This window comes from Sulfurovum sp., from assembly GCF_049668085.1.
Lineage (GTDB): Bacteria > Campylobacterota > Campylobacteria > Campylobacterales > Sulfurovaceae > Sulfurovum.
This window is the reverse complement of sequence record NZ_JBATIY010000129.1, coordinates 1-2,225: the sequence shown is the minus strand read 5'-3', so window position 1 is coordinate 2,225 and position 2,225 is coordinate 1. Positions and strand designations below refer to the sequence as shown.

The window sequence follows — 2,225 nt, the reverse complement described above, 5'->3', positions numbered from 1 at the left end:
ACACAAGAGGGCTAAATGGCTATATTATCAATCCTCAAGAGGGAAGTGCAGTGACACTGATTTTGATGCTTCAAAAAGTGCCTGCGATGCAATGGATACACTTCTGTTCGTATTGAGCAGAGAAACAACCTTCTTCTCGTTTATACCTTTTTTACTGATAGACAAAGTAGCTTCTTTCATGATTAGCTCATTCTCTTCTTCGGCTTTTGAGAATTTTTCAATGCATTTATCCATACTCCACTCTTCTTCCATATAATTGACATAGATCAATATGGCATAAACAAGATTTTTTCGAATCGAATCATAAATATCATGAATGATCTCGCTACTGCTTTCAGAGAATTCGTTCATATCATTTTTAATATCTTTAAGAATTTTAGCCGCATAAACATTTTCTCTTACCGACGCCAAGAGAGTTTTAAGACTTTCTCTATCACCTGGCAGCATATCTTGATGATTCAATATACTAACAAATTCCATGATCCTGATCTCAATATCCTTAATGCTATTGTAGGCAATTTTATGATCAAATTCTATCTGTTCCTGATTAAGCTCTACTGCTTCCTTCACTCCAAGTTTTTTTAGAAGTACATCGTTGGGTTTAATGTTAGCGATCAAAAGTGCATATTTCATCGTTTTAACAAACAAATTATTAACTTCATCTTTTAGCGCAACAAGTGCTGTTTCCGATAATTCAGGATCGACCAAATGTATGTATTTTGTGGATACAGGTTCTTTATGTATGAAAAGACGATTCAAATACTCAGCCATCAGTGATATAAAAGGTAATAGTAGTACTACACCCAGTAGATTAAACAAAGTATGAAACATTGCCAGTGCAGTTACAGGATCATTATGAAGTCCAACTACATCCATTACAAAATGTGTTAAAAAAGGTAAAAGTAAAAATGCTGCTGTCGCAGTAATGAAATTAAAGATAAAATGGGCCATTGCAACACGTTTTTTATCAGGAATACCACCTATGGCTCCAAGAATAGCAGTAACTGTTGTTCCAATGTTTGTACCTATAACCATAGCTGCTGATTGCTCAAAGTTAAGTATATGAACATACAAGGCACTAAGAACAATGGCTGTGGCCGCTGAACTAGATTGTATCAATGCAGTAAGAAGAAAACCGATCCCTACAAAGGTGATCAATGGAAAGTTTGTGAACTTAGCAAGGTCTATTGCTCCAGCCAATGACTCTATAGCGGTTTTCATGATATCCAAACCAAGAAACAAAAGTCCAAATCCGACAAAGACTTTCGCTATAGTACGGATTCTTTTATGAGAGTCACCTAAGATCAGCATCAATCCTCCGGCACCTATGAGGGGCAGGGCAAAAGCTTCTATTTTGACCTTAAAACCGAGGGTTGCAACAACCCATGAAGTGATCGTTGTACCAACATTGGAACCAAATATAACGGCAATACCTGAATGCATGGAAATTAACGAAGCACTAACAAATGAGAGTGTCATGAGTGTCACTACCGAGGAGCTCTGAAGGAGAGCAGTAGCTACTGCACCACTCATAAGAGATTTCATAGTAGTGGATGTTGAGTTTTTTATCCAGGTTTTAAAGCGAACACCTGCAGCTTCTTTCAGTGCAAGTTCCATATATAACATACCAAACAAGAACATCCCCAAACCAGAAAGTGCCTGTATTAATTGTGTTGTCATATATTTCTCTCTTCATTTATAATATTGTCTGCATTATACAGTTATTGAATCAAACTACGTGATTTTAAAGAATATAGAATGGGTTTTGTCTCCCAAAGAATAACATATTTGTATCATTTTTATACAATTTATTCAGTATTTATAAACTCTTTTTATCTTATACTTTAGGTATACAAATCAAAAGGATTTTAAATATGAGAGACAAGAAGATTGAGCATAGTAAACCACTGGTAGATCTTTTACATGGGGAGAAGAATGAGGGTATAAGTAGAAGAACAGCACTCAAAATGATGGGTGTTGGAGGTGCAGCCACTGTTATGGGTATACCTTCTTCATTAGAAGCGGCTGAAGCAGAAGCAGCAGGTGCCAAGAGTGACAAGAAGGCGAAGATAGTAGTAGTAGGCGGTGGAGCTGGTGGTTTTATGGCTCTATCCAGACTTAGCCGCGCTCTACCAAATGCTAACATAACTCTCATTGCTCCTAATAAAATACACATTTATCAACCAGGGCAAGTATTTATGGCTGCTGGACTTTACACTATAGAT

2 protein-coding genes are annotated in these 2,225 nt (G+C 36.8%); one reads left to right on the top strand and one right to left on the bottom strand.

Going from position 1 to position 2,225, the window contains the following annotated elements:
* Positions 1 to 27: 27 nt before the first annotated feature.
* Complete coding sequence (locus WBM70_RS08450; protein WP_424558067.1) at positions 28 to 1,680, bottom strand: Na/Pi cotransporter family protein; 1,653 nt, start codon at positions 1,678 to 1,680, stop codon at positions 28 to 30.
* A gap of 194 nt (positions 1,681 to 1,874) precedes the next feature.
* On the opposite strand from WBM70_RS08450, the gene WBM70_RS08445 reads away from it, so the two are divergent.
* A partial coding sequence (locus WBM70_RS08445; RefSeq protein WP_424558066.1) for a tryptophan 7-halogenase occupies positions 1,875 to 2,225 on the top strand: 351 nt, incomplete at its 3' end.

Bases quoted from the DNA above. Each gene is read 5' to 3' on its own strand.
- WBM70_RS08450 (WP_424558067.1), bottom strand. From the start codon at position 1,680: ATGACAACACAATTAATACAGGCACTTTCTGGTTTGGGGATGTTCTTG.